Here is a 26,301-nt window from a genome sequence, read left to right as displayed (position 1 = left end):
CCTTAAAATTTGTGATCGGGCAGGCTTTCGGGACTGCCCTTTTTGCCCGATCAAGGGTCAAATCTAGGGGTCCCCGAGTCAAATCGCCCACACCCCGCTGGGAGCCGAGGTCACCTGGCGACCACGTCGGCAGCCACTGCTCCGACATCGACAGCCGCTGCCGCTGGCACCCGCCGGCACCGTCACCCGCTGGCACCGACAACCGCCAGCACCGGCATCCACCGGCCCCGGCACCCACCGGCCCCGGCACCCGCCGGCCCCGGCACCCGCCGGCACCGGCAACCCGGCCCCGACCACCGGTCCCCAGCCTCCACCCGGCCCAGGGGTAACGGGGGCTAGCCCTATTTACCCGAGCCCCCGCCCAGCCCACCATGGAGCACGTGAGCGACGACACGCCGACCATGAGAGCCGCGGACAACGATCGCGAGGCGGTCGTGGAGCGGTTGACGCGCGCGCAGGCCGAGGGGCGTCTGGACCTGGCCGAGTTCGACCACCGGACCCAACTGGCCTGGGCCGCGCAAACGTATGCCGAGCTGGCCGCGCTCGTGGCCGACCTCCCGACGGACGGCGCCGCCGCCCAGCGGTCCCCGGCGCCCGCGTACGTCCCGCCGCCCTACCAGCCCGCCTACCTGCCGCGACCCGCCGCGCCAGGGGTTCCCGGCAAGGCGGGCAACGTCCTCGTCCGCACCTGGCTCGCCGTCAGCATGATCAACTTCGTCGTCTGGGGACTGGTCTGCGTCACCGAGTTCGAGTGGGTCTACCCCTGGTGGATCTGGGTCGCGGGCCCCTGGGGAGCGCTGGTCCTCGCCGCGCGGATGACCCGATTTGGGCAACCGCGCTGAACTGCGTACTATGGGTAGGTGGCGCACACGTCGCGCCGGTTCCGTCATGCCTGTGGTGGTTGGCCTGAGGCCAGATCCAGGTGATCAGAGGTTCCGCAAGGGCCCGTCGGAGTCGGGGAGGCGCGTGTCCACATCCGGGAATACCACCGTCACGAAACGCGGAGGACATGGGCAAGAAGGACGGGGCCATTGAGGTCGAGGGCCGCGTAGTCGAGCCGCTCCCCAACGCGATGTTCCGAGTCGAGTTGGAGAACGGTCACAAGGTCCTGGCACACATCAGCGGCAAGATGCGTCAGCACTACATCCGCATCCTTCCTGAGGACCGGGTTGTCGTGGAGCTCTCGCCCTACGACCTGTCCCGAGGGCGCATCGTCTACCGCTACAAGTGACCTCCACGGTGTCCGGGGCAGCCGCCTCGGGCACGCGGCAAAGCAGGAGAGCGCAGGCGTGAAGGTCCAGCCGAGCGTCAAGAAGATCTGCGACAAGTGCAAGGTGATCCGCCGTCACGGGCGAGTCATGGTGATCTGCGAGAACCTGCGTCACAAGCAGCGTCAGGGCTGATCAACCCCTAGCACTTCGTCGCAGTCCTCAGGATGACGCGACACATGATTAAGCCTCCTCGTACCTGCCAGGCGTGAACGCGCCTGGCGCACCCCCGGACTCCAGGCCGGGGCCGGGACACCACGTGCGAAAGCACGCGGAACGGCACAGCGAGTCAGTCCCGGAACCGGACGAGGAGCAGACCTGGAGCGACACCTGTTAGGAGCAAGCGCCGTATGGCACGACTCGCTGGCGTCGACCTCCCCCGCGAAAAGCGGATGGAGATCGCGCTGACCTACATCTTCGGTATTGGTCGCACGCGCTCGAAAGAGCTGCTGACCGCTACCGGGATCAGCTTTGACCTCCGGGTCAAGGACCTGGGTGACGACGACCTCGCGAAGCTGCGCGAGTACGTCGAAACCAACTTCAAGGTTGAGGGTGACCTTCGCCGCGAGGTTCAGGCCGACATCCGCCGGAAGATGGAAATCGGCTGCTACGAGGGTTTGCGCCACCGTCGCAACCTGCCCGTCCGCGGGCAGCGCACCAAGACGAACGCGCGTACCCGCAAGGGGCCGAAGAAGACCGTCGCCGGCAAGAAGAAGGCCGGAAAGAAGTAAGACCTCGCGTCTTAGGTAGGAGATCACCGAAGTGCCACCCAAGTCCCGCACGGGCGCCGGGGTCAAGAAAGTCCGGCGCAAGGAAAAGAAGAACATCTCGCACGGCCAGGCTCACATCAAGAGCACGTTCAACAACACGATCGTGTCGATCACCGACCCGACCGGGAACGTGATCGCCTGGGCGTCTGCCGGACACGTCGGCTTCAAGGGCTCTCGCAAGTCCACGCCGTTCGCCGCGCAGATGGCTGCTGAGAGCGCTGCCCGCAAGGCCGCTGAGCACGGCATGCGCAAGGTGGACGTGTTCGTGAAGGGTCCCGGCTCCGGCCGGGAGACCGCGATCCGTTCGCTGCAGGCCGCCGGCCTCGAGGTCGGCACCATCCAGGACGTGACCCCGCAGCCCCACAACGGCTGCCGCCCGCCCAAGCGGCGCCGGGTCTGAGGCACGGGGAGGAGTAAGAAACCATGGCTCGTTACACGGGACCAGCAACGCGCATCTCGCGCCGGCTCAAGGTCGACCTCGTCGGCGGCGACAAGGCGTTCGAGCGTCGTCCTTACCCGCCCGGCCAGCACGGCCGCGGTCGGATCAAGGAGTCCGAGTACCTGCTTCAGCTCCAGGAGAAGCAGAAGGCTCGCTACACGTACGGCGTGCTGGAGAAGCAGTTCCGCCGCTACTACGAGGAAGCGGTTCGTCGCCCCGGCAAGACCGGCGAGAACCTGCTCCAGATCCTCGAGACCCGTCTGGACAACGTGGTGTACCGGGCCGGTCTGGCCCGCACCCGTCGGATGGCCCGCCAGCTCGTCGCTCACGGTCACTTCATCGTGAACGGCCAGAAGGTCAACATCCCCAGCTTCCGGGTGTCGAAGTTCGACATCATCGACGTGAAGCCGAAGTCGCTGCCGACGCTGCCCTTCGAGGTCGCCAAGGCCACCTTCGGTGACCGCCCGATCCCCGGTTGGCTCCAGGTCGTCCCCTCGACCCTCCGCATCCTGGTCCACCAGGTTCCGGAGCGGGCGCAGATCGACACGCCGGTGACCGAACAGCTCATCGTCGAGCTCTACTCGAAGTGATCCTCCTCCGGCCGGTCACCACCAGGTGACCGGCCGGAGTCGGGTCCCACGGCGGCGCGAATGGTGTGCCGCACGTGTTTGCCGGTCTCCGCGACCGGCGTTTCTTTCGGCGTCAAATAGCGGGCGTCGATGAGAGAAGGAAGAACCCAGTGCTTATTTCCCAGCGCCCCTCGCTCGGCGAGGAGTCCGTCAACGAGACCCGCTCTCGGTTCGTGATCGAGCCGCTCGAGCCGGGCTTCGGCTACACCCTCGGCAACTCCATCCGCCGCACCCTGCTCTCCTCGATCCCCGGCGCAGCCGTGACCAGCATCCGCATCGACGGCGTGCTGCACGAGTTCACCACCGTGCCCGGTGTCAAGGAGGACGTCACCGACATCATCCTGAACCTCAAGGAGCTCGTCGTCTCCTCCGAGGAGGACGAGCCGGTGACGATGTACCTGCGCAAGCAGGGCCCCGGTGCGGTCACCGCAGGCGACATCGTGCCCCCGGCCGGTGTCACCGTGCACAACCCCGACCTGCACATCGCCACCCTGAACGGCAAGGGCAAGCTGGAGATCGAGCTCGTCGTCGAGCGCGGTCGCGGCTACGTCCCCGCCGTCCAGAACAAGCAGGCCGGTGCCGAGATCGGCCGCATCCCGGTTGACTCGATCTACTCGCCCGTCATGAAGGTGACCTACAAGGTCGAGGCCACCCGTGTCGAGCAGCGCACCGACTTCGACAAGCTGATCCTCGACGTGGAGACCAAGCCCTCCATCACGCCGAGGGACGCGGTTGCCTCCGCGGGCAAGACCCTGGTCGAGCTGTTCGGTCTCGCTCGCGAGCTGAACATCGACGCCGAGGGCATCGAGATCGGCCCCTCGCCCGCCGAGGCGGACACCATCGCGGCGTTCGCGATGCCGATCGAGGACCTCGACCTCACCGTGCGGTCGTACAACTGCCTCAAGCGCGAAGGCATCCACACGGTGGGCGAGCTGGTCTCGCGCAGCGAGGCGGACTTGCTGGACATTCGCAACTTCGGTGCCAAGTCGATCGACGAGGTCAAGATGAAGCTCGTCGGTCTCGGCCTGGCGCTGAAGGACAGCCCCCCTGGGTTCGACCCGTCGGCCGCTGCGGCCGACTACCCGGCCGAAGGCTGGGCGGACGGCGGCGTGGACACCCACGACGACGGTCAGGACTACGCGGAGACCGAGCAGCTCTGAAGGCCGTGACAACGGCTGGGCCGGAGCAGAGGATCAGAAAGTAATCCGAGGAGCAAGCGATGCCCACCCCCACTAAGGGACCCCGTCTCGGCGGGTCGCCGGCCCACGAGCGGCTCATGCTGGCCAACCTGGCCACCGCGCTGTTCACCCACGGCCGGATCACGACCACCGAGGCGAAGGCGAAGCGGCTGCGGCCGTACGCCGAGAAGCTGATCAGCAAGGCCAAGGTCGGTGACCTGCACAACCGTCGCGAGATCTTGAAGGTCATCCGCGACAAGGACATCGTCCACAAGCTGTTCGCGGAGATCGGCCCGTTCTTCGTGGACCGCAACGGTGGCTACACCCGCATCACGAAGACGCTGGCGCGCAAGGGCGACAACGCCCCCATGGCCGTCATCGAACTGGTGCAGCAGAAGCTGGTCGCCACCGAGGCCGAGGCGGCCCGGAAGACCAAGTTCGCCAAGGACGAGAAGGCTGAGAAGCCCGCCGTCGTTGCCGACGACGCTGACGCCGAGGTCAAGGACCAGGACGCCGACGCGCCCGAGTCCGCGACCAAGGACGCCGCGGAGGCCCCCGCCGAGGGTGCTGACGAGGCTCCCAAGGCCGAGGACAAGAAGGACGAGTCCTGACGGACCCGCTCATCGCCGACGAGCCCGTTGTCCCCGCTGGGGACGACGGGCTCGTTCGCGTCCGCCTCGACCTGGCCTACGACGGCACGGACTTCTCCGGCTGGGCGAGGCAACCGGGTCGCCGCACGGTCTGCGGCGTCCTGGAGGACACCCTGTCGATGGTGCTGCGCGAGGACGTGAAGCTCACCGTCGCGGGCCGCACCGACGCGGGCGTCCACGCCACCGGGCAGGTCGCCCACGTCGACCTGCCGTCCACCGTGGACGTCGACGGCCTGCCGAAGCGCCTGTCCCGCGCACTCCCCGCGGACGTCCGCGTCTTCCGGACCAGGATCGTGCCGCCGGAGTTCGACGCCAGGTTCTCCGCCATGCGCAGGCACTACGAGTACCGCGTCACGGACGCCGTGGCGGGAGCGCACCCGTTGCGCCGCCTGGACACCCTCTCCTGGCCCCGCCCGCTGGACCTGGACGCCCTCACCGAGGCCTCCGCGCTCCTGCTGGGCGAGCGCGACTTCTGCGCCTTCTGCCGCCGCCGCGAGGGCGCCACCACGATCCGCGAGTTGCAGCGCCTCGACTGGACGCGGGCCGAGGACGGCGTGCTGACCGCGTTCGTGTCCGCCGACGCCTTCTGCCACTCCATGGTCCGCAGCCTCGTGGGAGCGCTCCTGGCCGTCGGGGAGGGCCGCAAACCGCCTGCCTGGCCCGCGTCGCTGCTGACGTCCACCGAACGCTCCAGCCAGGTCACCGTCGCGCCCCCGCACGGGCTCGCCCTCGTGCGCGTCGACTACCCGCCGGACGCCGACCTGGCCGCCCGCTCCGCCATTACCAGGAATGTGCGAGTGCTGGGTTAACCCCTGTTTCCACGGGGAGAACTAATGGGGGCGACCCCTTTTCGCGCGAATCACGAGTCCAGCGCACCGAGGTACGCCTCGACGACTTCGACGAACTCCTGGCGGCTCAGCACGGTTTCCTCGTCGGTGTACTCGTTCACGACGAGCACGTCCTCCTGCCGCACCACGGCGGTCGTGCAGTCACCGCCCCACCTCTGGTCGTCGCCGTCGTCGGGCGCCTCCCGAGCGGCGTCTGCGGCCTCCACGAGGTACCGGCGGGGCAGGTCCTTGAGCAGGTCGTAGAGGGCCGCGGCGTCGTCGTCCGGGTAGATGGCGACGGTGCCGTCGGCCTTGAGCGCGAACCGGACCTTCACGGGACCTCCCTCGGCGCGTACACCGGCCACGCGGTGCTCACGTCCTCGAACGCGGCTGTCCGGGAATCGTGCCCGGCGGTCACGAAACCGCGGATCAGGACTCCCCGGTAGCGGCCCTCCCACTGCGACAGGGTGGGTCTGCCGTCGTCGCGCACGACCGGTCTCCGGTGCTGGAAGGCGCAGCGGATCGCGTGGGCGACCTCGTGCCTCGACCAGTGGTCCGGGAAGAAGGAGCTGTTGACCTTGGCGGCGGTGCGGCCGTCCGGCAGCACGTGCTCCAGGCGGGCCTCGTAGACCTGGCGGCGGTCGGGGGTGGTCCGGCCCAGCAGGTTGATCCGGCCGCCGGAGTGGTGGTGGTAGCCGAGCAGCCTGAGCCTGCGGCGGTGGCCCTCGAAGATGTGCGTGTGCAGCGGGTCCGGCATCGGGTGGCGCGGCAGCGTGAACGGCTCCGCCGCGACCGGCACGGGGTAGACGGGCTCACCCGCCGGGGTGAGGCCCACGTGGTCGCGCACGGCCCCGGCGACGGTGCTCTCCAGGACGGGGGCGACGTCGGCCAGGTCGTCCAGCGCGCGCAGGCGCGAGCCGAGGTCCGCGGTCATCCCGATGACCTCCTGGCACACCTTGGCGACCTCGTCGAACGTCGACACCCCGACCCCCCGGCGCCAGGTTAGCGAGAAGGGCCCCGCCGAGTGGACGGGGCCCTTCTCCTGCTGGGGAGTGCCTAGATGTCGAGCGTCCAGCTGTCGATCAGGCCGGTGTCCTGCGCGTACACGTCCTTCGCCTGGAGCTTCCACTCGCCGTTGGCGTTGTCCGTGGACACGTCGACCGTGTAGGTCGCGTTGACGTCGTCCGCGCTGTCGCTGCCGTTGGCCACCTTCAGCGTGCGCACGGCGCCGCTGGGCGTGATGAGCGCCAGTTCCACGTCACCGCGGTAGGTGTGCTTGACGTGCACCTCGACCTTGGTGCCCGCGGCGGCCTTGCCGACGCAGCCCGACACGGAGATGGAGCTGGTGACGCCCGCGCCCTTGTCCGGGATCGCGACGTCGGTGTCGTTGGTCTGCGCGGTGCAGCCGGTGGGCGGCGGGCCCGTGGTGCCGCCGACCAGGAACAGCAGCTTGTTCGGCGACCCGGTGCCGGGGTTGGTGACGACGTCGGGGGTGGCGCCGTCCACCAGGGCGTCGCGGACCTCGGCGGGGGTGGCCGCCGGGTTGCTCGCCAGGTAGACCGCGGCGGCGCCGACCACGTGGGGCGTGGCCATCGAGGTGCCGCTGATGGTGTTGCTGGCGTTGTCGTCGGTCAGCCAGGACGAGGTGATGTCCGTGCCGGGGCCGAAGATGTCCAGGCAGGTGCCGATGTTGGAGTACGACGCGCGGGCGTCGGTCCGCTCGGTGGCGCCCACCGTGATGCCGTTGGGCGTGCGCGCGGGCGAGGTGTTGCACGCGTTCGCGCCGAAGCTGTTGCCCGCGGCGAGGCCGTAGGTCACGCCCGAGGCGATGGAGTTCGTGACGGCCAGGTCGACGGTGTCGTTGGCGCCGCCGCCGAGGCTCATGTTCGCGACCGCCGGGCCGGGGTTGGCGATGTGGTGCTGGGTGACCCAGTCGATGCCCGCGATGACGCCCTCGAACGTGCCGGAGCCCGCGCAGTTGAGGACTCGGACGCCCACCAGCTTGGCGGCCTTCGCGACGCCGTACTTCGTGCCGCCGACGGTGCCCGCGACGTGCGTGCCGTGGCCCGCGCAGTCGGTGGAGTCGTCGTCGTTGTCGACGGTGTCCCGGCCGGACACGGCCCGACCACCGGCGAACTCGCTGTGGGTGAAGCGGATGCCGGTGTCGATGATGTACGCCGTGACCCCTTCACCGCTGTTCGGGTAGGTGTAGGAGTTGTCCAGCGGGAGTGCGTGCTGGTCGATCCGGTCGATGCCCCACGACGGTGTGGGCGTCTGCGTCTCCGAGAGGCTGACCTCGGCGTCCTGCTCCACGTAGGCGACCGACGGGTCCGCGGCGAGCTTGCGGGCCTGCGCCTCGGTCATCGTCGCGGAGAAGCCGCGGACCGCGCTCTGGTAGGTGTGCTTGACCTTCGCGTCGTACTTCGCGCTCAGGCTCGCGGTCGTCGCGCTGACACCGGCGGAACCGGTGTCCTTCAGGACCACGATGTAGCTGTCCTTCAACGCCTTCGCGGCTCCGAAGCCGCGAATCTCGCCCTCCGGGGCCGCGCCGGCCGTGGCTCCGGTCAACGCCGCGGTGATCGCCACCGCGGCGCCGGTGGCCAGCCCGACGACGGCCACCCTCCTGGCCCAAGATGCCCGAACATCTCCCATATCTGGGTTCTCCCTCATCGCAGGGGTGCACGCAGCGTGTCCTGCCCGATCCGCTCCGTGCCCTACGGATGTGATAGTTCTTTCGCTACCCACAGCGCAAGAATTTCGCGGGATATGACTGCGGACAAATTGTCAACAGATTTGCCGCGCCTGTTAACGAATTGGTTCCCGAAGTCGATCGACACGGACATAAAATTGTGCCCCGGTCCTAATTGGTCCGGGGCACAAGTCTTTCCGAAGAATGGGAACGTCAGTCGCCTCGGCGCACGGCTCCCAGGATCTGGGTCTCGCCCGGCGTGGTCACCAGGCGCAGCGGACGCCACAGGTTCTGGCCCAGCGCGATCACCTGGTCGTCCTTCAGCGTCGTCAGCTGGTGCGCCATCTGCGGCGGCAGCCGCCAGATCTGGCTCGCCAGCTGCGCCTGGCCGACCGGCAGCCGCTGGACCAGCACCAGGTCCGCCGAGGACGCGGTGCTCGTCGCCTGCGGGTGCAGGTAGGGGAGCACGTACATGGTCGTCTGCCACGGCGACCGCGGCGGGAACAGCTCCTGCGGCACGTGGCCGCCGTCGTGCACGACCAGCAGCGGCGCGTCCTCCGACGGCCTCGGCAGCTCGACGGGGCTGAGCCTGCGCAACTGCGCCAGCGGTGACGGCCTGCCGTCCTGGCCGGTGCCCGCGGCCCGCATGACCGCCTGCCACGCGGCGGGCCTGCCGGTCGCGATGGTGATCCACGCGCCGGTCGCCATCGCCCTCAGGGCCACCTGGCGGGCCAGGTAGAGGCCACCGACGACGACCATCCTGGTCGGCGCCGACCGCAGCACGGAGATCGTGAGCGGCTCGCCGTTCATGCCGGAGCCGAGCACCATGCCGCCGCGGTCGCCGCTGGGGCTGACCACGTCCAGCATCCCCGGCGAGACCAGGAACTCCGGCGCGATGCCCTTGCCGCGGCTCTGCGCGTCCAACAGCCGTGAACTGCTCATGCCACGCCTCCCAGCGGGAGCGTCGCCGCGAGGCCCGCGACCTGGAGGCCGCGCAACGGGGTGAGGGTGATGTCCAGCTTGTCGCTCAACGTCTTCAGGCGGTCGTCGGCCTTGTCCAGCTCGGTGGGCGTCCTGGCGCTCACGCGCACCAGCCCGCGCAGCCCGACCTGGCCGTCCTCGCTGCTCGGCGAGATCGACATGGACAGCGTCGACGACAGCGCGCGGACACCGGTCAGCGAGTTCAGGTTGTCCCGCATGCCCTTCGAGGGCCAGCCGGTGATCGCGTAGCTGGCGTGACCAACGCCACCCACCGTCACGCCGGACCACTTCTCCCGCAGCGTCACGGGGTTCGTGCCCGCAGCGGCGGCCGACAGCTCGGCGGCCGAGATGCCCGCGCGGATCAGCTCGTCCGGGTCGAGCGGGCGGATCGTCACACCGGCCGACTCCAGGGCGTTGCGGACGCGGGACAGCGCACCGATCAGCGCGCGGTGCGCACCGACCACGCCGCCGCCGCGCTCCCGGATCGCCGCGGCGCAGCGGCGGGGGTCGAGGCGGACCGCGATCCACGTGGTGCGCCGGGCCACGGCGGGCAGCGGGCCGAGCACCTCCAGGTACGACGCCAGCGCCGGTGAACCGGGCGGCAGCGCCGCGCTGCCGGGGTAGCAGTGCCAGATCACCGAGATGGCGTCGAGCACCACACCGCGGTCTTCGAGGCACGGGGCGAGCGCGCCGAGCGGCAGGCTGGGCGCGCTGCCCACCGGCGAGATCAGGCCGGGCGCCGGGTCGACCAGCAGCACGGCCGTCCACGCGCCCTGGTGCCACGCGAGGCCCAGCGGCCTGCGCTCGTGGTCCTGGCCGTGCGCGACGACCAGGTCCGGCACGGCCAGGCGCAGCAGCGCGACGCGCGGGTCCTCCGGGCCGATGACCGAGGTCTCCTCCTCCGACGGGGGTTTCATCTCCGTCGGGGTGTCCCGCTTGGCGGTGCGGCTGTGCGAGCGGAACTTGTAGCGGGCCGTCAGGCCGATCCACTGGGTCAGCCAGCGCCCGCGCCTGCGCGCGAACGCGAGGACCAGCGCGACGAAGGCGATGCCGCCCGCGACGTACACCAGGCCGAGGTCGATCGCCAGCAGCACGAGACCGATCGCGATGCCGACCTCCAGCACCACCAGGTTGGCGACCGGCAGCGCGCCGAGGCTCGCGCCCGTCGCGCGGCGCCGTGCCCGACCGGCGGGACGGGCGGCGGCCGGAGGCCCAGCGGGCTTGCCCTGCTGCGGCGGTGGCGGCCCCGACGGGCGAGCCGTGCCGGGATTGGGCGGGCCCGGATGTGGAGTGGTCACGGACATCCGTTCTGGTCTCTTTCGCCTCGGTGTTCGGTGCGCCTCGGACTGCGAGGAAGATGTCCTCGGGAGGTGTTCGGGTCAGGTCTTGTCAACCGGCCCACGGAGCAACCCCCATCGGGATATCCTGCCGAACCGTACCGCGACTGGGAGAGCAGCGAGCCGAGAATGGCATCAACACCCACCACCAAGTCACAGGTCCAGGCATATCGCTTCGTGCTGCGCCGGATGCAGTCGGCCCTGGTGCGCAGAGACGCCGTCATGCTCCACGACCCGATGCGGAACCACTCCCGCGCCACGCTGGTGGGCGTGGTCCTCGCCGCCGTCGGCATGATCGGGTTCCTGATCTGGGGCCTGTTCTCGCCCGACCCCAAGCTCGACGACCAGACGCAGATCGTCATGAGCAAGGAGAGCGGCCAGATCTACGTGGTCCGCCAGGCGCCGCAGAAGCAGCTCATCCCGGTCTTCAACCTCGCGTCGGCGCGACTGCTCCTGCTCGGTGAGTCCAACCCGGACAAGGGGCAGATGGGGCAGGGCGGCGGGGACGCCGCCGCGACCCCGGCGTCGGTCGCGGGCGGCGAACTCAAGATCGTCAGCGAGAAGGCGCTCGCCAAGTACCCCAAGGGCAGGCTGACCGGGATCGTCGACGCCCCGGACATGCTGCCCGGCAGCACGGACCAGCGGATCGGCGCCGAGTGGTCGGTCTGCGACCAGACGACCCTCGACCGCTCCCAGAACGACCCCGAGGCCAACACCAAGTTCACGACCACCGTCCTCGCGGGGATCTCGGGCGGCGGCAAGAAGCTCGACGGCAACCGCGCGGTGCTGGTGACGACGGACAAGACCAGCAAGAAGGCGTTCCTGGTCTACAAGCGGCCCGACAACAGCAGCCTCACGTCGACCAGCACGGTGCGCGCCCCCGTCGACCTCTCGGACGTGAAGCTCGTCAACGCGCTGAACCTCCAGGGCAAGACGCCCCGCCCGATCAGCGCGGGTGTGCTCAACGCCATCCCGCAGGTCGGCGACCTCAAGGCCCCCGACATCCCCGACCAGGGCACGCCCGTGGAGTACGTCCAGGGCGGCGTCGTGGTGGGCGACATCCTCGCGGCGCACCGCACCGGCGAGAAGGACGTCTTCTACGTGGCCCTGAAGGAGGGCATGCAGGAGGTCCCGGTCGCCGTGGCCGACATGATCCGGTTCGCCATCCGGGGCGGTGACTCCAAGCCGAAGGAGATCGTCCTCTCCCAGGTGAACAAGGTCGTCTCGATCCTGAACCTGGAGAACTACCCGACCGAGATCCCGCAGGTCGTCGACCTGAACGAGGACAACGTCGTGATGTGCCTCGGCTGGCGCGCGGACAACGTGACCGCGGACAACAAGTCCGAGCACACCGAGGTCACCCTCGCCCCCACGCTGCCGGGCAACAGCAACCTGGTCCCGGTGCGGATCAACCAGGTCGGCGCCACCGGCGAGGTCGTCAGCCAGTTCGTCATGGCCGAGGGCAAGGTGGGTGTGGTGCGCAGCACGACGTCCATCGAGAACTTCGGCAGCGGCCCGATCCAGCTGATCACCGGTCGCGGGGTGAAGTACGGCATCCCGGACACCACCACCAGCGGCGGACTCGGTCTCGGCAAGGACGGCTTCATGCCCGCTCCCGCCAACATCGTCGGCCTGCTCCCGGACGGTCCTCAGCTCAACCGCAACGACGCCGCCCGCAGCTACGACTCCGTGCCCGCGCCGAAGGGCGTGCTGCCGGAGGACACGACCAAGCAGAACACCGAGGGCGGCTGACCCGGCGGGAACCGCGACGAGCCCGGCGGCGTCCGAGCGGGTGGTGCACGCTGGTCGCCGGGGAGGCACGCGATGAGTGACGTGGTACGACGGCTGGGCAGCGGCGGAGGCGCTCCGCCGAGCTCGGGCGGCATCTCGGTCGACGCGCGGTGGCTGGAGCTGTACGCCGAGCGCGTCGACGACGCCGCCGAGGAGCTGGCGAACGCCCGTGCGGAGCTGCGGGCCGATCCGCTGCGCCCGCAGAGCTTCGGCGAGATCGGCAGGACCCTGCGCAGCGCGGAGGCCTACGGCCGGGCGGCCGGGCTGCTCCAGCAGCAGCTCGACCGCGCCTGCGAGGTGCTGGCGGCCGCGGGCAAGGGCCTCCACGAGGTCGCGGGCCACTACGGCGGTGCCCAGGACGAAGCCGTGCAGCAGATCAAGAAGGCCGACCGCCGGTAGGGGAAGCACATGCGAGGCAAGGACGGACGGCAGATCGAGTCGGAGGTCGGGGCCGAACTCGACTACCTGTCGCAGATCAGCCGCCGCCTCGGCGTCGCGGACCTGGTCGAGGACTACTTCGCGCCCGTCGTCGGCGACTGGAACGACCTCCACGACGAGGCCGAGCGCTGGCGCGCGGCGGGCAAGGCCGCGGAGGCCGTGACGAAGGACCTGCTGAAACCGTTGGGGCGCTTGGATTCCGCGTGGCAGGGCGCGTCGGCGGACTCCTTCGTGGAGCACATGCGGAAGGTCGGGCTCGCCGGTCACGACATGACCGACGTGATGACCGCGATGGGCGACGCGCTCGACGAGACCGCCGAGGGCATCCGCGGGATCGTGCAGGACATGTCCCACGTGTTCCAGGACACCGCCGACGTGGTGTCCGGCGCGGCCGGGCTGCCGCTGGACGGCGACGCGCGGATCATCGGGCACCTGGACGAGCTGCGTGAACCGGCGAAGGAGATGTACGAGTCGGTCCGCGACGTCCTGGAGGCGTTCGGCAGGCTGTGCGAGGGCTTGAGCGGTGCCGACGCCGAGTTCGCCGGGCCGACGATGGACCACCGGTACCCGGAGGAGAACTGGGCGTTCGCCGAGCCGACGAGGCCCGTCGACACCCCGAGGACGACACCCGCGCCGTCCGGCGGTGGAGCCGAGGCGCCCGCTCCCGCAGCGGCCGGTGGCGGTTCGCTGAGCGGCACCCTGCCGACCGGTGGTGGCTCCGTGGGCGGCGGTTCGGTCGGTGGTGGCTCGGTGGGCGGTGGTTCGGTGGGCGGCGGCGTGGGGAGCGCCCCCGCTGCGGCCCAGCAGGGCCCCACGGAGTCCGGCGGGTACACGGCGGTGCAGGAACCCCGCCCCGTGGACTCCGGCGCCACCCGGCCCGCCGCGGCCGTCGCGGGAGGCGGGGGCGGTGCGGCCTCCGGCGGCCAGCCGGTGGGCGGCGCCATGATGGGCGGCGCCCCGATGGGCGCGGGCGGGCAGCAGGGCGGCGACAAGGAGCACAGGTCCAAGGTCCGGCTCGCCGGTTCCGCGGAGGACGTGCTCGGCAAGCCGAAGAAGACCGCGCCGCCCGTGCTGGGCACGGACTAGTCCACCTGGGACCGCTGCGGGACCGGACGGTGCTCGGGAGGCCGAGGAGGACCGTGCCGCGCGTGCTGGGGACGGACCAGTCCACCTGGGACCGCTGCGGGTGGGGGTGTCGGTGCTCGGCAGGCCGAGGAAGACCGCGCCGCCCGTGCTGGGGACGGACCAGTCCACCTGGGACCGGCGCGGGACCGGACGTCGGAAGGGGCGGTGCCCGGCGGGTCGAACCGCCGGGCACCGCCCCTTCACCGTCCTGGTGGGATCAGCCGCGGCGGACCGCGGACCGCGCCCGGTTCCGGCCCGTGGTGTGCACCACGAACAGGGTCAGCAGCAGCAGCCCGACGCCGATCCCCGTGCCGGACAGCGCGACCACGAGCCGCGTGTTGTCCTTGTGCAGCCCCGGACCGAGGTCGGTGATCAGCGGTGCGCTCTGCGGGACCACCGCGCCCTCCTTCTCGGCGGGCAGCTCCGACGTCAGCGCGGCGATCGGGTTGATCATCCCGGCGCCGACCTTGTGGTCGCGGCCGGTCGGGTTGCCGGGGTGCTGGGCGGTGGACGTGAGGCGGTCCATCACCTGCCGCGCGGTCAGGTTCGGGAACTTCTCGCGGACCAGCGCCGCGACGCCCGCCACGTACGGCGAGGCGAACGAGGTGCCCTGGATCGTCGTGAGCTTCCCCTGCTCGTCGGCGTTCGCGTTGGTCAGGCCGGTGCCCTTGGGGTCGATGGTGGTGATGTCCTCGCCGGGAGCGGCGATGCTCACCCACGGGCCCCACACGCTGAACGCCGAGGACTCGCCGTCCTTGTTGATCGACGCCACCGACAGCACGTCCTCGCTGTACCAGGGCGGGGACGCGATCACCTTCACGGTGTCCGGGTTCTGGTTGTCGTTCTGGTCCTTGCAGCCCGTCCCGTCGGTGCCGATGTTGCCCGCGGCGGTGACGATGACGACGTCCATCTGGTTCACGGCCCAGTCGATGGCCGCCTGGAGCTTCCGCTCGCCCGCGCTCGGGGCCTTGGGGGAGTCGCACGAGGTCAGCGAGATGTTGATGACCTTCGCGCCCTTGTCGACGGCCCGCACGATCGCCTGCGCCAGCGTCGTCACCTTGCCCGCGGACTTCCGCACGTCGGCACCGGTCGGGTCCTTGAACTCGTACCGGTCGCTGGTCTGCCGGATCGCCAGGACCTGCGCGTCGGGAGCGGCGCCGACGAAGCCGGTGTCCGGGTCCTTGCTGGCCGCCGCGACCCCGGCGACCTCGGTGCCGTGGCCGTCGCAGTCGGTCGTGCCGTTCTCCGCCGTCACGACGTAGTCGCCGCCCGCCTCCACGCGACCCTTCAGCCGGGGGTGCTCCTCGACCCCGGTGTCGATGATCGCGATCTTCACGCCCTTGCCGGTGGCGAACTCGTGCGCCTCCTCCAGCCGCAGCAGCATCTGCGCGCGCGGCTTGGGGATGACCGAGCGGTTGCCGGTGTTGGAGGCGATGCAGGCCTTGTTCGTCCGCGTGTAGGTCACGTCGGCCTTGGGCTCGGTCGGCCGGTCGAGCAGGCTCTTGTCGACCGGTGGCGGCACCGAGTTCGGTTCGGTCTGCGCGACCGCCGCTGGACCGGGCGCGAGCGGCCCGGTGGCGAGCAGCAACGCGACGGCCGTGGCGGCGGCTGCCTTCTTGACGGTCCGGGAAACACGCATGGTGTCGGCGTCCTCGCGGGTCAGGGCGCGATGAGTTGGCGCATCACGATGTAGAGGTCCATCACGGCGAGCGCGAGCGGCAGCACGGAGGCGATGAGGATCCCCTCCAGCACGTCCACCGTGCGGCGGAGCACCGGCGAGAACTTCTGGTTGGGGAAGATCACGCCGAGCACCAGCGCGCTCGCCGCGACGACGACCAGCGCGCCGAACACGTACAGCAGCCGGGTCGTCGGGGTGGCGTCCATCATCCAGCCGAGCAGCACGCCCGCGCCCGCGACCATGCCGCTGGCGAGCAGGGCGACGGCCTGGGCGCCGTTGGCGTAGGCCCGGCCGCGCAGCAGCAGCACGAGGGTCACGACGCCCGCGAGCAGCGGGCCCCAGACCGTGCCGTCGGAGGCGGCGATCACGGCGGCGACGGCCGTGACCACGCCGCTGCCGATGATCATGCCGGTCATGTACTCGTGCGCCGTGGCCGTGCGCCGCTCGATGACGGCGTACTCCGGGAAGCCGGTGTCCTCCTTGAGGTCCTCCGCGCTGCCCGGCACGACCGGCAGCGGCAGCTTCGCCAGCTGGATCGTGATCCTGGGCAGCACCGACAGCGCCGCGAGCGACACCGCGGCGGTCGCGGCGGCGATGCCCGGCGACGGGTGCGCGATCAGCGACGCGAAGAGGAAGGCGATGGCCCCGAGGCCCGCGGCCGTCGCGGCGGCCACGAACACCGTGATGCCCTGCCCGATGAGCAGGATCGCGGCCGACGCGAAGATCAGCACCAGCACGCTGCCCAGCAGCAGGTTCGGCCTGCCGAGCGCGCCCGGCACGATGTAGAGGCCGGACACGAACGACATCGGCAGCGCGCCCGCGGCGGCGATCAGCACGCCCGTGTCGACCGCGCTGTAGGAGCGGGCCACGACCGCGCCCGCGGCGAGCGCCGCGATGGCCGTGACACCGGCGGTGATGGCGACGGGGAGGCTGCTGCCGCCCGCCATGCTGCCCGCCATCAGCAGCGCCACCGCGGCGGCGATCATCGCGAGCGCGCCCGCGATGTGGCCGTAGCGGCGGGCGGTGTCCTTCGTCCACGGCCGGAAGCTGTCCGGGTTGGACTCCGCGATGGCGTCCACCACGTCGTCGAACAGCGGCGGCGGCGGGTTCTCGTTCCGCCTGCGCAGTTGGAGCAGGTCACCGTCGACGACGCCGAGCGAGGCCAGCGTGCGGCCGGGGTCGAGGGGGCTGTCGCCCAACCTCGCCAGGCACCAGCCGCCGTGCCGCACACCGCCGTCCGGAGTCGCCTCCTTGGCCATGTCCAGCAGCATCGGCAGCAGGTCGGCCACCGCCACGTCGGCAGGCAGCGCGACGTCGATGCGCGTTCGCGGCGCAACCACCGTCACCCGGCTGAACACCGTCGTACCGGTTGCCACCAGTACCTCCTGAGTTTCTGTTTCGCTCGTTGCGCCGAACGGACACACCGGTCCGGCGAGCGACCCTAGTATGGCCGCACCGGTCACGTGCGCACCGGCGGTTCGGGGGAACACGCGCGACCGGGTTTTCCGTCGACCCGATTCGGCTTCCCCGAGTGGTGCGCCATAGTGTCGGTCACGTGCTGGTGGCGCCCCCGTCGAGCGGAGCGGGAACGCGTCGAGGGGTTGTTCGACACACGACTTGAAGAGGTGCCTGTCCGGTGAGCACGCTGCAGTTCAAGCGAACGCCACGCCTCGCTGCCCCACGCCCGCCCGGCGGTGAGGTGCACCTCGAACCACCGCCCGAGGTGCCGAGGATCATCCCCGGCAACATCATGATGAAGGCGCTGCCGGCCGTCATGATCGTGTCGTCGCTCGGGATGATGGCGCTGATGTTCAGCACCGGGTCGAGGGCGCCCGCCGCCATGATCATGCCCGGCATGATGATGATCTCGACCATCGGCATGATGGCCGGCGGCATGGGCAGCGGCAAGGGCCAGAAGAAGGCCGAGATGAACGAGGACCGCAAGGACTACCTGCGGTACCTCGGCCAGATGCGGGACCGCGCCCGCGAGGCGGCCGACGAGCAGCGCGCGGAGCGCGAGTGGGTCCACCCCGACCCGCAGATGCTGTGGTCCCTCGCCACCACCCGCCGCATGTGGGAGCGCCGCCAGAACGACCCCGACTTCTGCCACCTGCGCGCGGGCCGCGGCTCGCAGCGGCTGGCCACCCGGCTCGTGCCGCCGCAGACCGGCCCCGTCGAGGAGCTGGAGCCGATCGCCACGCTGGCGCTGCGCCGCTTCGTGCGCGCCCACTCGCTCGTGCCCGAGCTGCCGATCTCCATCGCGCTGCGCGGGTTCGCCGCGGTCGGCCTGATCGGCGACACCGAGGTCAAGCGCGGCCTGGCCCGCGCGCTGCTGGCCCAGCTCGCCACGTTCCACTGCCCGGACGACCTGCTGATCGCCGTCGTCACCACCGGCCGCACCAAGGCCCAGTGGGAGTGGGCGAAGTGGCTGCCGCACGTGCAGCACCCGACGATCGTCGACGGCATCGGCCAGATGCGGATGATGGCGGGCTCGCTCGCCGAGGTCGAGCAGATGCTGGACGAGCAGCTCCGCGACCGCCAGCGGTTCACCCGCAACGCGCCGCCGCCCGCCGACCAGCCGCACGTCGTGATCGTGATCGACGACGGCGACGTGACCCGCGAGGAGCAGATCCTCCTCGAGGAGGGCCTCGTCGGCGTGACGCTGCTCGACCTGTCGGAGTCGCTGGGCAACCTGACCGCCCGCCGCGGCCTGCGCCTGGTGATCGAGGACGACAAGCTCGGCGCCCGCAGCGCCAGCGGCGTCGAGTGGTTCGGCCGCCCGGACTGGCTGTCCGTGGTCGAGGCCGAGGCGCTGGCCCGCCGCCTCTCGCCGTACCGGGTCGGCGGCGTCGACACCGGTGGCAGCGAGGAGGACCCGCTGTCGATGAGCAACAACCCGCCGCTGCTGGAGTTCCTCAACATCCCCGGCGACCCGATGACGTTCGACGTGCAGCAGGCGTGGCGGCCCCGGCCGGTGCGCGACCGCTACCGGGTGCCGTTCGGCATCGGCGAGTTCGGGCAGCAGGTCGAGCTGGACATCAAGGAATCCGCGATGGAGGGCATGGGTCCGCACGGCCTGTGCATCGGCGCGACCGGTTCCGGCAAGTCGGAGTTCCTGCGCACGCTCGTGCTGGGCATGCTGGCCACGCACTCGTCGACCTCGCTCAACATGATCCTCGTCGACTTCAAGGGTGGCGCGACCTTCCTCGGCCTGGACAAGGCGCCGCACGTCGCCGCGACCATCACCAACCTCGCGGGCGACCTGACGCTGGTCGACCGCATGAAGGACGCCATCGCGGGCGAGGTGTCCCGCCGCCAGGAGGTGCTGGCGAAGGGCAACTACAAGAACGTCTGGGACTACGAGAAGGCCCGTGAGAACGGCGCCGACCTCGACCCGCTGCCCGCGCTGTTCATCTGCATCGACGAGTTCTCCGAGATGCTGACGGCGAAGCCGGACTTCATCGACATCTTCCTCCAGATCGGGCGGGTCGGCCGCTCGCTCCAGATCCACATGCTGCTCGCCTCGCAGCGCCTCGAAGAGGGCAAGCTGCGCGGCCTGGACACGTTCCTGTCCTACCGGATCGGTCTGAAGACGTTCTCCGCGGCGGAGTCGCGCGCGGCGATCGGCGTGCCCGACGCGTACGAGCTGCCGCCCATCCCCGGCTCCGGCTACCTGGGCATCCAGGGGTCGCCGCTGGTCCGCTTCAAGGCCCTCTACGTGTCCGGCCCGTACCGGCCCGCCGGTCTCCAGGCCGCGGGCCCGACCTCCGCGGTCAGCGGTGACAAGCGCCCCCGCTACTTCGTGCCGGACTACATCGAGATCCCCAAGGAGCCGATCCGGCCCGTGCAGCCGGTCGTCGAGGAGAAGAAGGAGGACAGCAACGAGCCGAGCCAGCTCGAGGTCATCGTCAACAAGCTCGTCGGCCAGGGTCCTCCCGCGCACGAGGTGTGGCTGCCCCCGCTGAACGAGCCGCCGTCGCTGGACACGATGCTGCCCCCGTTGCAGCCCACCGAGGACCGCGGGCTCACCGCGCCCGGCTTCGTCACCAACGGCAAGCTCCAGGTCGCCATCGGCGTCGTGGACAAGCCGTTCGAACAGCGCCGCGACCTGCTGTGGGCGGACTTCTCCGGTGCCGCGGGCCACGGCGCGATCGTCGGCGGTCCGCAGTCGGGCAAGTCGATGATGCTGCGCACGTTCATCACGTCGATGGCGCTCACGCACACCCCGCAGGAGGTGCAGTTCTACTGCCTCGACCTCGGTGGTGGCACGCTCGCCGCGCTGGAGCGGATGCCGCACGTCGGTGGCTTCGCCAGCAGGCTCGACGTGGACAAGGCTCGCCGCATGGTCGCCGAGCTGTCCGGTCTGATCTCCGAGCGCGAGCAGCGGTTCCGCGCGCAGGGCATCGACTCCATGGTCGAGTTCCGCAACCGCAAGCGGCGCGGCGAGATCAAGGACGACGCCTTCGGCGACGCGTTCCTCGTCGTGGACGGCTGGATGAACTTCCGCCAGGAGTTCGAGACCCTCGAACCGCTGGTGCAGCAGCTCGCGGCGCAGGGCCTGTCCTACGGCGTGCACGTCGTCATCGCCGCCAACCGCTGGGCCGAGATCCGGCCCGCCATGAAGGACCTCCTCGGCACCAGGTTCGAGCTGCGGCTCGGTGACCCGTCGGAGTCCGACGTGGACCGCAAGGTCGCCGTGAACGTCCCGCCCGGCAGGCCCGGTCGTGGCCTGTCGCCGCAGAAGCTGCACTTCCTCACCGCGCTGCCCCGCATCGACGCCTCGTCGGACCCGACGAACGTCGCCGCGGGCATCGCGGACCTGATCGGCAAGGTCACGCAGGCCTGGCGCGGCCCGCACGCCCCTGCCGTCCGCCTGCTGCCCGACCTGCTGCCGTACCCGCAGCTCATCGCCCAGGCCGACCAGGTGAGGCCGAACCGCGGCCACATGGTCCCGATCGGCGTGGACGAGGACGAGCTGGCCCCGGTCTACCTCGACTTCGACAACGACCCGCACTTCATGTCGCTGGCCGACGGCGAGTCCGGCAAGACCGGCATGCTCCGCGCGATCGTGCGCGGCATCATGACGCAGTACACGTCGTCCGAGGCCCTGATCCTGCTGGTCGACTACCGCCGCACGATGCTCGGCTTCATCGACACCGACCACCTGCTCAGCTACGCCGTCTCGTCGGCGCAGCTGGTCGACCTGGTCAAGGACGTCCGCGGGTCGATGGTCGGCAGGCTCCCCGGCCCCGACGTCACGCAGGACCAGCTCCGCAACCGGTCGTGGTGGAAGGGCCCCGAGCTGTTCGTCGTGGTCGACGACTACGACCTCGTGGCCCCCCAGGGCGGCCAGAACCCGCTCCAGCCGCTCGCGGAGTTCATCCCCCAGGCCAAGGACGTCGGTCTCCACATCGTCGTCGTCCGCCGCATGGGTGGCGCCTCGCGCGCCATGTTCGACCCGATCATCGGCAAGCTGAAGGAGATCGCCTCGCCGTTCATGATCGGTAGCGGCTCCAAGGAGGAGGGCAACCTCGTGGGCAACCTCAAGGCCTCCCCCCAGCCCCCCGGCCGCGGCACGCTGGTCACCCGCAAGAACGGCCAGCAGCGCATCCAGTTCGCCTGGGTGGACCCGGAGTAGCCCGTCCCGCGCACGTCGGAGGGCCCGCGGCGCACGCCGCGGGCCCTCCGCCTTCGCCGACCGGTCGGACCCCGGCTTCCGGTGACCGGCGTTTCCGCCGGTGGCATCGCCGCCGAGGTGGGCGACCCCGTCCCCGCCAGGCCGCTCGCACCGCGGTCACGCGCCCCGCGGGGTGCGCATATGCTGGATTTTCGCGACCCCCGGAGGTGGCCCCGCGGTGTCGGGGAGGCCGTGGACCGTCCGGTCGCCGGGGCCGAACGACGGGTGCCACCGCGGTCGTGCGTTTCCGCGGGGGAGGTGCCGTGTTCGTCGGGTTCGAGGTCGTCCGCCGCGCCGGGCACCCCCTGAACGGCCGGGTTGTGCCACGTCGTCCGGCCGCATCGGGTATGCATGTGTCGCCCGGCTGTCCTGCCGGATGAGGGGATTCGGATGAGCTTGCACGTCGCGGTCGACTTCGGCACGTCCAGCACCTGCGTCGCGCTCTCGGTGCACGGGCGGGAGCCGCAGGTCGTCGTGTTCGACGGCCAGCCGCTGGTGCCGTCCGCCGTGTTCGCCGCCGCCGACGGGACGCTGTTCGTGGGGCACGAGGCGGAGCGGCAGGCCGCCGTGGACCCGTCTCGGTACGAGCCGAACCCGAAGCGGCGGATCGACGACGGCGAACTGCTGCTGGGCACGAGCGTGCTGCGGGTGTCCGACGTCGTTCGGGCCGTGCTGACCCGCGCGGTGGGCGAGGCGCGGCGGGTGGCGGGCGGGATGCCGGTCGACCTGCTCGTGCTCACCCACCCGGCCGACTGGGGGGCGGTGCGGACCCGCGTGCTGCTCCAGGCGGCGAACGGGCTCGCGGGCGAGGTGCGGCTGGTGCCCGAGCCGGTGGCCGCCGCGGTCTTCCACTCCGCGGGCCACGCCATGGCCGAGGGCTCGACGCTGGCCGTGCTCGACCTCGGGGCGGGCACGGTCGACGCGACGGTCATCAGCCGCCAGGGCGGCGCGTTCCGGGTGCTGGCCACCAAGGGCGACCAGAGCTTCGGCGGCGCGGACGTCGACCAGATGCTGCTCGAACACCTCGGCTCCCAGGTGCCGCCCGCCGACCGCGACGGGTGGCGGCAGCTCGTGGAGGGCCAGGCGCTGGCCGACCGGCGCCGCCGCCGGGTGCTCCGGCAGGACGTGCGCGGCGCCAAGGAGACGCTGTCCCGCCACGCCTACACCGACGTGCCCATGCCGCCGCCGTTCCCCGACGCTCACGTCACGCGCGGTGACCTGGAACGGCTGATCAGCGCGCCGCTCAACCGGGCCGTCGCGCTGGTGCTCGGCGCCGTGCGCAACACCGGCCTGAACCCCCGTCAGCTGGCCGGGATCTTCCTGGTGGGCGGGTCCAGCCGCATCCCGATGGTGGCCAGGCTGGTCATGGAGCAGTCCGGCGTGGTGCCGACGAGCATCGACCAGCCGGAGACCGTGGTCGCCCGCGGCGCGCTGCGGGCGGTGCACGTGGAGCAGGCCAAGCAGCAGGCGCCCGCGCCGCCGGAGGACAGCACCCGCAAGATCACCCGGCGGATCGGGGCGGCCGAGACGTACCGGGGCGCGTTTCCCCCGACGCCTGCTCCGGGATTTCCCCAACAACCGCAGTTCCCCGTGGTGAAGGTTCCGGCAAAACGCCGGTCGCGCGTTCCGCTGTTCATCGGATCGGCCGTTCTGCTCGTCGTGGCAATAGGCGCGTCCGTCGCATATGCGATCAACAGCGGTGGTACGCCGAATGCCGGGAATCCGAGCACCTCGTCGAGCGCACCCGCAGGCAAGCAGATAGCGATGTACGACTACAGCTTCACCGCCCCCGCGGAATGGGAGCAGAGCGGTGGCGATTCCACGGCGCGAAAGGTGCAGTTGCGCCCGGTCGGTGGTGATTCCACGAAGGAGGTCATCGCCGTTCAGGAGCAAAAACTCACCTACGACGCCTCGGCCGACCGCGACCGGGCCGTCGGTGAACTGCGGACCCAGTACGACAGCGCCAAGAACCTCGCCGATTTCACCCCGTCGACCCGCTTCGCCGACAAGGATGTCGTTTACTACCGGGAACGGCCGCAGGGCCTGACCATCGACTGGTACATCGTGCTGAAGGGTGACGCGCAGGTCAGCGTCGGCTGCCAGTACACGCCCTCGGGCGAGGAACGGGTGCGCGCGGCGTGCGAGCAGGTGGTCAGGACGATGGACGTGACCAGTTGACCCAGCAGGAGGGCTCGGCATGACCTCGGAAGCGTTTGCCAGGTTCCGCGCGGACCTCGCGGCGGCGGTCACGAGAGGTCGTCGGGCCGCGTCCGAGGCCGGGGTGCGCAACGGAGCCGCTCGCGGCCGCAACCGCGAACTGGCTGATCAGGCGAAGGCGAAGCAGGCGGCACCGGGCCAGCGGGCGACGTCCCCGGACGTGCGCCGGGTCGCGAACGGGTTCCGCGAGGAGCGCGGGCTGCCGGTCGAGCGGCTCCCGGACGAGGCCGAGCTGTTTGCTCCTGAAAAGACCGCGAACGCTAATGCAAATGTTTCCCCGATCACTCCGGGGCCCCGTCCGGCACCCGGTCCGAGGGGGCAACTTCCCCGTTCAGGTGACGATGACGAGGACTTTTCGCAAGGGCAAATCCTCTACTGACCGCGGCGGGTTCCCCCTGCGACCGTTCACTAGAGCAACTGTTTCCGGCGAAGTCGCGACAGGACGGAACCGGCATGGCACTGTGTCCGTCGTAGGGGCAGTACAAGCCGAGAACGTACAGCCCGGCACCATCTATCAAGGGGGCTTTTCCCAATGGCAGGTTTCTCTACTGGCAGCGAAGAACTCCTGACCGCGGGTCGGGACATCGTCAGCACTGGCGAAGAGATCGACGGCATTCTGAAGAACCTCAACGGCATCATCGACGCGATTGGTGGCACCTGGAAGGGTGCGGCCAAGGACGCCTTCGACATGCTGAACCAGCGGTTCGACGAGGACGCCATCAAGCTGAACCAGGCTCTGAAGGAGATCGCCGAGCAGGTGACCGGAACGGCCACCGCGTACCTCCAGTCGCAGGAGGACCAGGCGCAGGCGATCAGCCAGGTCACGTCGCGCCTCGGCGGCTGACGCTGCTTTCCGGCTCGCTTTCTTCTCGCTCGGTTCAGCTCGCTTCAGAATAGAATTTGGGGAAAACAGTGGACATCAAGATCGATTTCGGCAGCATGGACGCACTCGCCAGTGACATCGGGAACCAGGCGAGCACCCTCCAGAGCACCCTCGAGAACCTGAAGTCGCGCATCGACCCGGTCATCGCCCAGTGGGAGGGTTCCACCAGTGGCGCGTACCAGGCGTCGCAGAACAAGTGGAACCAGGCGGCCGAGGACCTCCAGCAGGTGCTCGCGCAGATCGGCACCGCCGTCCGCGCCGCGGGCGAGGCCTTCCAGCAGGGTGAGCAGCAGAACACGGCCCGCTGGGGCTAGGAACACCTGTCACCCAGCGTGACCTCGCGGGCCCCGGAACCCATGGGTTCCGGGGCCCGCGCACGTTCAGACCGCCGGTTGGCGGGGGCCGTTTTGACCCGGCCACGACCCAACCGGTATCTTCCTACGTTGTTGTGCGGTATCCGGTGCGACATTGCGCGCCGCGTGTGTTCTGGTCCACTTGCCCAGCTCGTTCTCGAGGGGCAATCCGGCCTGGAGCAGCCGCCGCAATGTCCACCAGACGCAAGTGACGACGAGGTAGATCCGTGCGCACGTACAGCCCGAAGGCCGGCGAGGTGACCCGCGCCTGGCATGTGATCGACGCCCAGGACGTGGTGCTCGGTCGGCTCGCCACCCAGGCCGCGACGCTGCTGCGCGGCAAGCACAAGCCGACTTACGCCCCGCATGTCGACACTGGCGACTTCGTCGTCATCATCAATGCTGACAAGGTTGCCCTCACCGGCAACAAGCGGGACCAGGAGTTCGTCTACCGCCACAGCGGTCACCCGGGCGGTCTGCGCAAGCAGTCGTTCGGTGAGGTGCTTGACACCCGCGCTGACCGGCTCGTCGAGAAGGCCATCAAGGGCATGCTGCCCAAGAACCGCCTCGGCAGCGTGATCGGCAGCAAGCTGAAGGTCTACAGCGGCCCTGAGCACCCCCACGCAGCGCAGCAGCCGCAGCCCTTCGAGATCACCAAGATCGCCCAGTGACCGGCGACGAGCACACCGAGGAAGTCACTGTGACCACCCCTGAGAACGAAGTCGAGGCCGTCGAGACCGACGCCGTCGACGCCGTTGAGGCCGACGACGCCACCGAGGTCGACGCCGTCGACACCGAGGTCGAGGCTGTCGAGACCGACGTCGACGAGGACGAGGACGAGGCCGCCGCGCCCGTCGTCAAGCACTCGCTGAACGGTGCCCACCACCTCGCGCAGACCGTTGGTCGGCGCAAGGAGGCCATCGTCCGCGTGCGGCTCGTGCCCGGCACCGGCAAGTTCACGCTCAACGGCAAGAGCCTGGAGCAGTACTTCCCCAACAAGGTGCACCAGCAGCTCATCCGTGAGCCCCTGGTCACCACGGAGAAGCCCGAGACGTTCGACGTGCTCGCCACCCTGCGCGGCGGCGGCACCACCGGCCAGGCCGGTGCGCTCCGCCTCGCCATCGCGCGTGCGCTGATCGCGATCGACATCGAGGACCGCCCGGTCCTCAAGAAGGCCGGCTTCCTCACCCGTGACCCGCGGGTCAAGGAGCGCAAGAAGTACGGTCTGAAGAAGGCCCGCAAGGCGCCCCAGTACAGCAAGCGCTGATCGAGCCTTCACCCAGCTTTACCCTGCGGGAGCAGCCAGTTCTTCACCGAACTGCTGCTCCCGCAGTGCTTTCCGGCCCCTTTTGCTGTGCGGTTGATCACGGA

Annotated in this window: 26 protein-coding genes; 19 read left to right on the top strand and 7 right to left on the bottom strand. The window is 70.2% G+C overall.

Features of this window, described 5'->3' with window-relative positions; genetic code table 11:
- The first annotated feature begins 380 nt into the window (after nt 1-380).
- From VFZ92_RS30745 to truA, 9 genes are all read left to right on the top strand, one after another.
- Nucleotides 381-842, top strand: coding sequence for a DUF1707 domain-containing protein (locus tag VFZ92_RS30745; RefSeq protein WP_330879568.1), 462 nt, complete (start codon nt 381-383; stop codon nt 840-842).
- A gap of 167 nt (nt 843-1,009) precedes the next feature.
- Nucleotides 1,010-1,231: a translation initiation factor IF-1 gene (infA, locus tag VFZ92_RS30740; protein ID WP_005166804.1), complete on the top strand. Its 222-nt coding sequence runs from the start codon at nt 1,010-1,012 to the stop codon at nt 1,229-1,231.
- Between the two features lie 58 nt (nt 1,232-1,289).
- Nucleotides 1,290-1,403, top strand: coding sequence for a 50S ribosomal protein L36 (gene rpmJ / locus VFZ92_RS30735; protein WP_010148647.1), 114 nt, complete (start codon nt 1,290-1,292; stop codon nt 1,401-1,403).
- 215 nt (nt 1,404-1,618) lie between these two features.
- On the top strand, nt 1,619-1,999 hold the full coding sequence (rpsM, locus tag VFZ92_RS30730) for a 30S ribosomal protein S13 (RefSeq protein WP_259627807.1): 381 nt from the start codon (nt 1,619-1,621) through the stop codon (nt 1,997-1,999).
- Nucleotides 2,000-2,030: 31 nt separating this feature from the next.
- Nucleotides 2,031-2,438, top strand: coding sequence for a 30S ribosomal protein S11 (gene rpsK, locus VFZ92_RS30725; protein WP_106187134.1), 408 nt, complete (start codon nt 2,031-2,033; stop codon nt 2,436-2,438).
- Nucleotides 2,439-2,461: 23 nt separating this feature from the next.
- Nucleotides 2,462-3,067: a 30S ribosomal protein S4 gene (gene rpsD, locus VFZ92_RS30720; RefSeq protein ID WP_259627806.1), complete on the top strand. Its 606-nt coding sequence runs from the start codon at nt 2,462-2,464 to the stop codon at nt 3,065-3,067.
- Nucleotides 3,068-3,216: 149 nt separating this feature from the next.
- The gene (locus tag VFZ92_RS30715; protein WP_259627805.1) at nt 3,217-4,266 is read left to right on the top strand and encodes a DNA-directed RNA polymerase subunit alpha; all 1,050 of its coding nucleotides are present in this window, start codon (nt 3,217-3,219) and stop codon (nt 4,264-4,266) included.
- A 59-nt stretch (nt 4,267-4,325) separates the two neighbouring features.
- Nucleotides 4,326-4,895, top strand: a complete 570-nt coding sequence (gene rplQ, locus VFZ92_RS30710) for a 50S ribosomal protein L17 (RefSeq protein ID WP_330879567.1) — start codon at nt 4,326-4,328, stop codon at nt 4,893-4,895.
- A gap of 11 nt (nt 4,896-4,906) precedes the next feature.
- Complete coding sequence (gene truA / locus VFZ92_RS30705; RefSeq protein WP_330879570.1) at nt 4,907-5,743, top strand: tRNA pseudouridine(38-40) synthase TruA; 837 nt, start codon at nt 4,907-4,909, stop codon at nt 5,741-5,743.
- Nucleotides 5,744-5,793: 50 nt separating this feature from the next.
- Here the strand turns inward: truA and VFZ92_RS30700 are convergent, their stop codons facing one another.
- From VFZ92_RS30700 to eccE, 5 genes are all read right to left on the bottom strand, one after another.
- Nucleotides 5,794-6,096: a hypothetical protein gene (locus VFZ92_RS30700; protein ID WP_330879566.1), complete on the bottom strand. Its 303-nt coding sequence runs from the start codon at nt 6,094-6,096 to the stop codon at nt 5,794-5,796.
- Nucleotides 6,093-6,743, bottom strand: coding sequence for an EndoU domain-containing protein (locus tag VFZ92_RS30695; RefSeq protein ID WP_330879565.1), 651 nt, complete (start codon nt 6,741-6,743; stop codon nt 6,093-6,095). Before VFZ92_RS30695 ends, VFZ92_RS30700 begins: the two co-directional genes overlap by 4 nt.
- Before the next feature lie 74 nt (nt 6,744-6,817).
- Complete coding sequence (locus VFZ92_RS30690) at nt 6,818-8,413, bottom strand: S8 family peptidase (RefSeq protein ID WP_330879564.1); 1,596 nt, start codon at nt 8,411-8,413, stop codon at nt 6,818-6,820.
- A 250-nt stretch (nt 8,414-8,663) separates the two neighbouring features.
- Complete coding sequence (locus VFZ92_RS30685; protein ID WP_330879563.1) at nt 8,664-9,392, bottom strand: hypothetical protein; 729 nt, start codon at nt 9,390-9,392, stop codon at nt 8,664-8,666.
- A complete protein-coding gene (eccE, locus tag VFZ92_RS30680) occupies nt 9,389-10,735 on the bottom strand; it encodes a type VII secretion protein EccE (RefSeq protein ID WP_330879562.1) in 1,347 nt (448 codons plus the stop codon). The genes VFZ92_RS30685 and eccE overlap by 4 nt, the downstream gene beginning before the upstream one ends.
- 162 nt (nt 10,736-10,897) lie before the next feature.
- Between eccE and eccB the strand changes: the two genes are divergently transcribed.
- The 3 genes from eccB to VFZ92_RS30665 all read left to right on the top strand — a co-directional run bounded on the left by eccB (nt 10,898) and on the right by VFZ92_RS30665 (nt 14,083).
- Complete coding sequence (gene eccB, locus VFZ92_RS30675) at nt 10,898-12,520, top strand: type VII secretion protein EccB (protein WP_330879561.1); 1,623 nt, start codon at nt 10,898-10,900, stop codon at nt 12,518-12,520.
- A gap of 72 nt (nt 12,521-12,592) precedes the next feature.
- The gene (locus tag VFZ92_RS30670; RefSeq protein ID WP_330879560.1) at nt 12,593-12,958 is read left to right on the top strand and encodes a hypothetical protein; all 366 of its coding nucleotides are present in this window, start codon (nt 12,593-12,595) and stop codon (nt 12,956-12,958) included.
- A gap of 9 nt (nt 12,959-12,967) precedes the next feature.
- Nucleotides 12,968-14,083, top strand: coding sequence for a hypothetical protein (locus VFZ92_RS30665; protein WP_330879559.1), 1,116 nt, complete (start codon nt 12,968-12,970; stop codon nt 14,081-14,083).
- Nucleotides 14,084-14,339: 256 nt separating this feature from the next.
- Here the strand turns inward: VFZ92_RS30665 and mycP are convergent, their stop codons facing one another.
- Nucleotides 14,340-15,761, bottom strand: a complete 1,422-nt coding sequence (gene mycP, locus VFZ92_RS30660) for a type VII secretion-associated serine protease mycosin (RefSeq protein WP_330879558.1) — start codon at nt 15,759-15,761, stop codon at nt 14,340-14,342.
- Nucleotides 15,762-15,781: 20 nt separating this feature from the next.
- On the bottom strand, nt 15,782-17,176 hold the full coding sequence (gene eccD, locus VFZ92_RS30655; RefSeq protein ID WP_330879557.1) for a type VII secretion integral membrane protein EccD: 1,395 nt from the start codon (nt 17,174-17,176) through the stop codon (nt 15,782-15,784).
- Between the two features lie 260 nt (nt 17,177-17,436).
- Here eccD and eccCa point away from each other — a divergent pair, with 260 nt between their 5' ends.
- From eccCa to rpsI, 7 genes are all read left to right on the top strand, one after another.
- Nucleotides 17,437-21,438 (top strand): type VII secretion protein EccCa, encoded by a 4,002-nt coding sequence (eccCa, locus tag VFZ92_RS30650; protein WP_330879556.1) that lies wholly within the window; start codon nt 17,437-17,439, stop codon nt 21,436-21,438.
- 429 nt (nt 21,439-21,867) lie between these two features.
- Nucleotides 21,868-23,655: a type VII secretion-associated protein gene (locus VFZ92_RS30645; protein ID WP_330879555.1), complete on the top strand. Its 1,788-nt coding sequence runs from the start codon at nt 21,868-21,870 to the stop codon at nt 23,653-23,655.
- A gap of 19 nt (nt 23,656-23,674) precedes the next feature.
- Nucleotides 23,675-24,073, top strand: coding sequence for a hypothetical protein (locus tag VFZ92_RS30640; RefSeq protein ID WP_330879554.1), 399 nt, complete (start codon nt 23,675-23,677; stop codon nt 24,071-24,073).
- Nucleotides 24,074-24,226: 153 nt separating this feature from the next.
- Nucleotides 24,227-24,538 (top strand): WXG100 family type VII secretion target, encoded by a 312-nt coding sequence (locus tag VFZ92_RS30635; RefSeq protein ID WP_330879553.1) that lies wholly within the window; start codon nt 24,227-24,229, stop codon nt 24,536-24,538.
- A gap of 68 nt (nt 24,539-24,606) precedes the next feature.
- Nucleotides 24,607-24,891: a WXG100 family type VII secretion target gene (locus VFZ92_RS30630; RefSeq protein ID WP_330879552.1), complete on the top strand. Its 285-nt coding sequence runs from the start codon at nt 24,607-24,609 to the stop codon at nt 24,889-24,891.
- A gap of 266 nt (nt 24,892-25,157) precedes the next feature.
- Nucleotides 25,158-25,601: a 50S ribosomal protein L13 gene (gene rplM / locus VFZ92_RS30625; protein ID WP_259627787.1), complete on the top strand. Its 444-nt coding sequence runs from the start codon at nt 25,158-25,160 to the stop codon at nt 25,599-25,601.
- A 29-nt stretch (nt 25,602-25,630) separates the two neighbouring features.
- Entirely contained in the window at nt 25,631-26,197 is a 567-nt protein-coding gene (gene rpsI / locus VFZ92_RS30620) for a 30S ribosomal protein S9 (protein WP_330879551.1), read from the top strand.
- The last annotated feature ends 104 nt before the right edge of the window (nt 26,198-26,301 follow it).

The sequence above is a fragment of the Umezawaea sp. genome (assembly GCF_036375055.1).
GTDB lineage: Bacteria > Actinomycetota > Actinomycetes > Mycobacteriales > Pseudonocardiaceae > Umezawaea.
The sequence above is the reverse complement of the archived record's forward strand: the minus strand, read 5'-3'. Positions and strand labels throughout refer to the sequence as shown.